This is a genomic window from Lentzea sp. NPDC004782 (assembly GCF_040609115.1).
Lineage (GTDB): Bacteria > Actinomycetota > Actinomycetes > Mycobacteriales > Pseudonocardiaceae > Lentzea.
This window is the reverse complement of the sequence record NZ_JBEXJN010000030.1, coordinates 91536-98955: the sequence shown is the minus strand read 5'-3', so window position 1 is coordinate 98955 and position 7420 is coordinate 91536. Positions and strand designations below refer to the sequence as shown.

Here is a 7420-nt window from a genome sequence, read left to right as displayed (position 1 = left end):
TCCGAGAAGGAAGCGCGATGACCACCTCTGCTAACCAGTACGTCGAGGCTCTGCGGTCGTCACTGAAGGAGATCGACCGGCTGCGCAAGCAGAACCAGCAGCTGATCGCGGCAGCGGTGGAACCGATCGCGATCGTGGGCATCGGGTGCCGGTACCCCGGCGGGGTGGCCTCGCCCGAGGACCTCTGGCAGGTCGTCGCCGAAGGCAGGGACGTGATCGGCGGGTTCCCCACCGATCGCGGCTGGGACGTTTCCGAGCTCGACACCGCCACCATCGAAGGTGGCTTCCTCGAAGACCCGGCGTCGTTCGACGCCGGGTTCTTCGGCATCTCGCCCCGCGAAGCCGTCGTCATGGACCCGCAGCAGCGCCTGCTCCTGGAAACCGCCTGGGAGGCGCTGGAACGCGCGGGCGTCAACGCCCAGTCGTTGCGCGGCACCAGGACCGGCGTGTTCATGGGCACCACCTCGCAGGACTACGCCGACCTGCTCTCCCGCTCCGGCGAGGACGTCGGCCTCTACGCCACCACCGCGTTCGCCGCCTCCGTGCTGTCCGGCCGCATCTCCTACCTCCTCGGGCTGGAAGGCCCAGCGGTCACCGTCGACACGGCTTGTTCTTCTTCTCTGGTGGCCCTGCACCTTGCCTCGTCCGCTCTGCGCGCCGGTGAATGCGACCTGGCGCTGGCCGGCGGTGTCGCGGTCATGACCACGCCCGCCGGGTTCGCCGCCTTCACCTCGCAGGGCGGCCTTGCCGGAAACGGGCGCTGCAAGGCGTTCTCCGACGACGCGGACGGCACCGGCTGGTCCGAGGGCGTCGGTGTCCTGGTGCTGAAGCGCCTTTCCGACGCGCAACGCGCTGGTGACAAGATCCTCGCGGTCGTCCGCGGCTCGGCCGTCAACCAGGACGGCGCCTCGAACGGCCTGACCGCGCCGAACGGCCCGTCCCAGCAGCGCGTCATCCGCCAGGCACTGCAGAACGGCGGCCTCACCCCGTCCGATGTGGACGCGGTCGAAGCGCACGGCACCGGCACGACGCTGGGTGACCCCATCGAGGCGCAGGCGATTCTCTCGGTCTACGGACAGGATCGCGCCGAGCCGCTCTACCTCGGGTCGGTCAAGTCCAACATCGGTCACCCCCAGGGCGCCGCGGGCGTCGCCGGTGTGATCAAGGTCGTCATGGCGCTGCAGAACGGGCTGCTGCCCAAGACCCTGCACCTCGGCACGCCGTCCACCCAGGTCGACTGGACCAAGGGCAACGTCTCGCTGCTGCACGACGCGCGGCCGTGGCCTTCCGTCGACCGGCCGTTGCGCGCTGGTGTGTCCGCGTTCGGCGTCTCGGGCACGAACGCGCACGTGATCATTGAACAGGCGCCTCCGGTCGTGGTGGAGGCGGCCGAACCGGTCACCGCTCCTGCCGTGCTGCCGTGGGTTCTGTCCGGCCGCACCCCTGCCGCGTTGGAGGAGCAGCGGGCCCGGTTGCAGTCGGTCGTGGATGCCCTGTCTCCACTGGATGTCGCGTTCACCCTGGCGACCGCTCGGGCTTCGTTCGAGCAGCGGGCCGTGGTGCTGCCGGACGGCACGGAACTGGCGCGCGGCGTCGCGGCCGAGGAGCACGCGCTCGCGTTCCTCTTCTCCGGTCAGGGATCGCAGCGCATCGGCATGGGCCGGGAGCTGCACGCCCGCTTCCCCGTCTTCGCCGCCGCGTTCGACGAGGCCCTCACGCATCTCGACCCGGCGCTGCGGTCGGTCATGTGGGGCGAGGACGAGGCCGCTCTGGAGCAGACGCGCTTCACGCAGCCGGCGTTGTTCGCGTTGCAGGTCGCGCTGTACCGGTTGATGGAGTCGTTCGGGATCGTGCCGGAGCACGTCGCCGGCCACTCGATCGGCGAGATCGCGGCCGCGCACGTCGCCGGCGTGCTGTCGCTGGAAGACGCGTGCGCGCTGGTGACCGCGCGGGCGACGCTCATGCAGGGGCTGCCCGAGGGCGGCGTGATGATCGCGGTGCAGGCGACCGAGGACGAGGTCACGCCGCTGCTGACCGCCGGTGTGTCGATCGCGGCGGTGAACGGGCCCTCCGCGGTTGTCGTTGCCGGCGTTGAGGAAGAAGCGCTCGCGGTCGCCGCACGGTTCGCCGACCGCAAGACCAAACGGCTTTCCGTCTCGCACGCGTTCCACTCGCCGTTGATGGAACCGATGCTGGACGCGTTCCGCTCGGCCATCTCCGGCCTGACCTTCCACGCTCCTTCGATCCCGTTCCAGGCTTCCGGCGACGTGACCTCGCCCGAGTACTGGGTGTCGCACGTGCGGAACGCGGTGCGGTTCCACGACAACGTGGCGGCGCTGGGGGAGCGGACGTTCGTCGAGATCGGACCGGACGGCGTGCTGTCCGCGCTGGTCGACGGCGCGGTTCCGGTGCTGCGCAAGGACCGCGGCGAGGAGCTCGCGTTCGTCTCCGGTCTCGCACGCCTGCACGTTTCCGGTGTCCCCGTGGACTGGGGCCGGTTGTTCGACGGCTCCGGCGCCGTGCGGGTCGACCTGCCGACGTACCCGTTCCAGCGGCAGCGGTTCTGGCCGCGGCCGAAGGCGTCCTCGGGTGACGTGCGCGGCGCGGGCCTTGGAACGGTCGGGCATCCGCTGCTCGGTGCGGCGGTGGAGCTCGCCGGCTCGGCGGGGCACCTGTTCACGTCACGGCTGTCGCTGGCCACGCACCCGTGGCTGGCCGATCACGTCGTGATGGGGCGCGTGCTGTTCGCCGGCACCGCGTTCCTGGAGCTCGCGGTCCGGGCCGCCGACGAGGTGGGCTGCTCGCGCGTGGAGGAGCTGACGCTCGCCGCGCCTCTGGTGCTGACCCCGGAAGCCGCCGTGCAGGTGCAGGTGTCCGCCGGAGCCGCCGACTCCGCCGGGCGCCGGTCGATCGCGATCTTCTCGCGCCCGGAAGGAGCCGTTGACACGCCTTGGCTTCAGCACGCTTCCGGTGTGCTGGGCTCGGGTGAGTCCGCGGTGTCGTTCGACGCTTCGGTGTGGCCGCCCGCCGGTGCCGAGGCCGTCGACATCACAGGGTCCTACGAGCGTTTCACCGACATGGGCTTCGACTACGGGCCGGTTTTCCAGGGCCTGCAGGCGGTGTGGCGGGGCGGCGACGGCGTCGTGTACGCCGAGGTCGCGCTGCCCGAAGGTGTCGACGGCGGCGCGTTCGGGCTGCACCCGGCGTTGCTGGACGCCGGCATGCACGCCGCCGGGTTCGGTGACCTGGGGTCGATCAGCCGGGGTGGGCTGCCGTTCTCGTGGCAGGGCGTGTCCCTGCACGCCTCGGGCGCTTCCGCGGTGCGGGTGCGGCTGGCGCGGGGCGAGGACGGCTCGATGGAGATCGCGGTCGCCGACGCGACCGGTGCTCCCGTCGCCTCGGTCGAGGCCCTGCAGACCCGTCCGGTCCCGGTCGACGAGCTGGGGTCCGGGGCCGTGCGCGACTCGTTGTTCCGCATCGAGTGGGCACCGGTCGAGCTGCCCGCCGGGTTCGCCGAGCAGACCGTCGCGGTGCTCGGCCCGGACGTCCTGTCACTGGCCGCCGGTCCGGTCGTGTCCTCGTTGACTGGCGCTGACCTGACGCTGGTTCCCGTTGTCGGCACTGATGTTCGTGAGACGTGCTCTCGGGTGTTGTCGCTGATCCAGGAGTTCGTGTCGCGGCCTTCGGGACGGATGGCGTTCGTGACGCGCGGTGCGGTGGACGGCGACGATCTCGCCGCCGCGGCCGCGCGTGGCCTGGTGCGGTCGGCCCAGTCCGAGCACCCCGGCCGGTTCGTGCTGGTGGACCTCGACTTCGCCGAGGCCTCCGCCGGTGCGGTGCTGCACGCCCTGACTACCGACGAACCGGTGCTGGCGATCCGCGACGGTGTCGTGCTCGCGGCGCGCCTGGCCCGGGCCGCGCTGCCGGCCGAGCGGCTGTCGTGGTCCGGCCGGGTGCTGATCACCGGCGGCACGGGCGGACTCGGTCAGCTGGTGGCCCGGCATCTCGTTGCCGAGCACGGTGTTCGCGAGCTGCTGCTGGTCTCGCGCACCGGATCCGCTGACGTGTCCGCTCTGCGCGAGCTGGGTGCGGACGTGATCGTGGAGGCGTGCGACGTTTCCGACCGTGCGGCACTGGAGTCGTTGCTGTCACGGCATTCTGTCGGCGGCGTCGTGCACACCGCCGCGGTGCTCGACGACGGTGTCGTCGAGTCGCTGACCGCTGAGCGACTCGACACCGTGCTGCGCCCGAAGGCGGACGCGGCGCTGCACCTGCACTCGCTGCTGCCGGACGTGCCTTTCGTGCTCTTCTCGTCGGCCGCTGGGACTTTCGGTGGTGCCGGTCAGGCGAACTACGCCGCCGCCAACGCTTTCCTCGACGCCCTCGCCCGTGTCCGCCGCGCTGCCGGCCAGCACGCCGTCGCGCTGGCCTGGGGCGCGTGGGAGCAGACCTCGGGCATGACCGCCGCGATGTCCGACGCCGACATGCAGCGCATCGCCCGCTCCGGCATGCCGCCTCTGTCGGTCGCCGAGGGGCTCGCGTTGTTCGACGCCGGCACCGCCGGTTCCGACGCTTTCCTGCTGCCGCTTCGCTTGGATCTTCCCGCGTTGCGGGCCCAGGGCGCGCCGCCGCCGTTGCTGCGCGGCCTGATCAAGACCCCGAAACGCCGTGCCGCCGCCCAGTCCGTTGCCGCGGAGGGCCTGGTCGCGGAGCTGTCGCGGCTGGAGTCCGACGCGCGCCTGGAGGCGTTGCTGGACCTGGTGGCCGCCGAGGTCGCCGCTGTGCTCGGCCACGGCAGTGCGTCCGAAGTGGACCGCACGCGCACGTTCCAGGGCCTCGGTTTCGACTCGCTGACCGCCGTCGAGCTGCGCAACCGCCTGACCGCGTCGACCGGCATCCGCCTGCCCGCGACGCTGATCTTCGACTACCCGACCGCCGGTGCCCTGGCCTCCCACCTGCTCGACGAGCTGTTCGGCGCGGACGTTCACGTGCCGGAAGTGTCTTCCAGTGCGGTGGCCGATGATCCGATCGTGATCGTCGGCATGGCCTGCCACTACCCCGGCGGCGTGTCGTCGCCGGAAGACCTGTGGCGCCTGGTGTTCGAGGAACGCGACGGCGTGACCGGCTTCCCGACGAACCGCGGCTGGGACCTGGACGGCCTCTACGACCCCGACCCGGACGCCGCGGGCAAGACCCACGTGATGCAGGGCGGGTTCCTGCACGACGCCCCGTCGTTCGACCCGGACTTCTTCGGCATGTCCCCGCGCGAGGCACTCGCCACCGACGTTCAGCACCGCCTGTTGCTGCAGACGGCGTGGGAGGCCTTCGAACGCGCCGGCATCGACCCGGCTTCCGTGCGCGGCTCCAAGACCGGTGTGTTCGCCGGTGTGATGTCCAACGACTACTCGACCCTGGTGTCCGACGACATCTTCGAGGGCTATCAGGGCACCGGCACGGCGCAGAGCGTGCTGTCCGGCCGCATCGCCTACACCTTCGGCCTCGAAGGCCCGGCGGTCACCGTCGACACGGCTTGTTCGTCCTCTCTGGTCGCCCTGCACCTCGCGTCTTCCGCGCTGCGCAACGGCGAGTGCTCGCTCGCCCTGGCCGGCGGCGTGACCGTCATGTCGACGCCGGGCTCCTTCGTGGCCTTCTCGAAGCAGCGCGGTCTCGCGATGGACGGCCGCTGCAAGTCCTTCGCCGACGCCGCCGACGGCACCGGCTGGGGCGAGGGCGTCGGCCTGCTCGTGCTGGAACGCCAGTCGGACGCGCTGCGCAACGGCCACACCGTGCTGGCCGTCGTGCGCGGCTCGGCGGTGAACCAGGACGGCGCCTCCAACGGCCTCACCGCGCCGAACGGCCCGTCGCAGCAGCGCGTGATCCGCTCGGCTCTGGCCTCCGCCGGCCTGTCGGTCTCCGACGTCGACGTGGTCGAGGCACACGGCACCGGCACCACCCTGGGCGACCCGATCGAGGCCCAGGCACTGCTCGCCGTCTACGGCCAGGACCGTCCGTCTCCGCTGCTGCTCGGCTCCATCAAGTCGAACATCGGCCACACCCAGGCCGCCGCCGGTGTCGCCGGCATCATCAAGATGGTTCACGCCATGCGGCACGGCGTGGTGCCCGCGACCCTGCACGTCGACCAGCCGTCCACCCACATCGACTGGACCGCGGGCGACGTCTCCCTGGTCACGACCGCGACCCCGTGGCCCGCCGTCTCCCGCCCGCGCCGGGCCGGCGTCTCGTCGTTCGGCGTCTCGGGCACGAACGCCCACGTGATCTTGGAGGCGCCGTCGGGGATCCCCCCGATTTTCAGCGTACTCGCAGAAAACGCTGGTCAGGGCACTGCTGCGGAATCTGTGGACAACTCGGCGCCTGTGGACAACTCGGCCGTTGTCGATCTTGCAAGCCCGGAATTGTCGGCCTCTCGTGCGACGATTGGAGTGGGGACCTCGGTCTCCCCCCAGGGCCCCCAGTCGGGATCGATCCAGGGTGTGGGCGTGCCGTGGCTGGTGTCGGCGCGGTCGGCGCAGGCGCTGGCCGGGCAGATCGAGCGGATCAAGGACTGGCCGGGGGACGCGGCAGACATCGCGTACTCGTTGCTGACCACGCGCGCGTTGTTCGACCACCGGGCCGTGGTGCTTGACGGTGAGGTGTTGGCCAGTGGTGTGGCCAAGGCAGGGGAACTGGCCTTCCTGTTCAGCGGCCAGGGGTCGCAGCGGGTCGGCATGGGGCGTGAGCTGTACGAGGCGTTCCCGGTGTTCGCCGAGGCGCTCGACGCGGTGCTGGTTCACCTCGACCCGGCTGTTCGCGAGGTCATGTGGGGGAGTGACCAGGAGGCGCTGAACCAGACCGGGTACGCGCAGCCCGCGCTGTTCGCGTTCCAGGTGGCGCTGTACCGGCTGTTCGAGTTCTACGGTGTGAAGCCCGACCACGTCGCGGGCCATTCGATCGGAGAGATCGCCGCCGCGCACGTCGCCGGTGTGTTCAGTCTGGAGGACGCCTGCCAGCTCGTGAACGCGCGTGCGTCGCTCATGCAGTCGTTGCCTGTGGGTGGCGCCATGGTGTCGGTGGTGGCGTCTGAGAAGAAGGTGCGTGAGCACCTGACCGATGGCGTGTCGATCGCGGCAGTCAACGGGCCTCGGTCTGTGGTGATCGCCGGTGTTGAAGAAGAAGTGCTCGCTATTGCGGCCAAGTGGAAGAACAAGCGGCTGAAGGTGTCGCATGCGTTCCACTCGCCGTTGATGGAGCCGATGCTCGACGACTTCCGCGAGGCGATCAGCGGGATCACGTTCTCCAAGCCGCTTGTCCGCATGTCAACAACCGGACAAGTGGGCACCGTCGACTACTGGGTCAACCACGTTCGCGACACGGTGCGCTTCCACGACAACGTCTCCGCGCTGGGTGACGTGAAGTTCCTGGA

General features: G+C 70.7%; 1 protein-coding gene (running past one end of the window). It reads left to right on the top strand.

Annotated features, from left to right (window positions below):
- Positions 1–17: 17 nt before the first annotated feature.
- Positions 18–7420: the start of an SDR family NAD(P)-dependent oxidoreductase gene (locus ABZV40_RS26890; RefSeq protein ID WP_355447074.1), read on the top strand. It continues 22594 nt past the right edge of the window; the window shows 7403 of its 29997 coding nt (coding positions 1–7403); its start codon is at positions 18–20; the stop codon falls past the right edge of the window.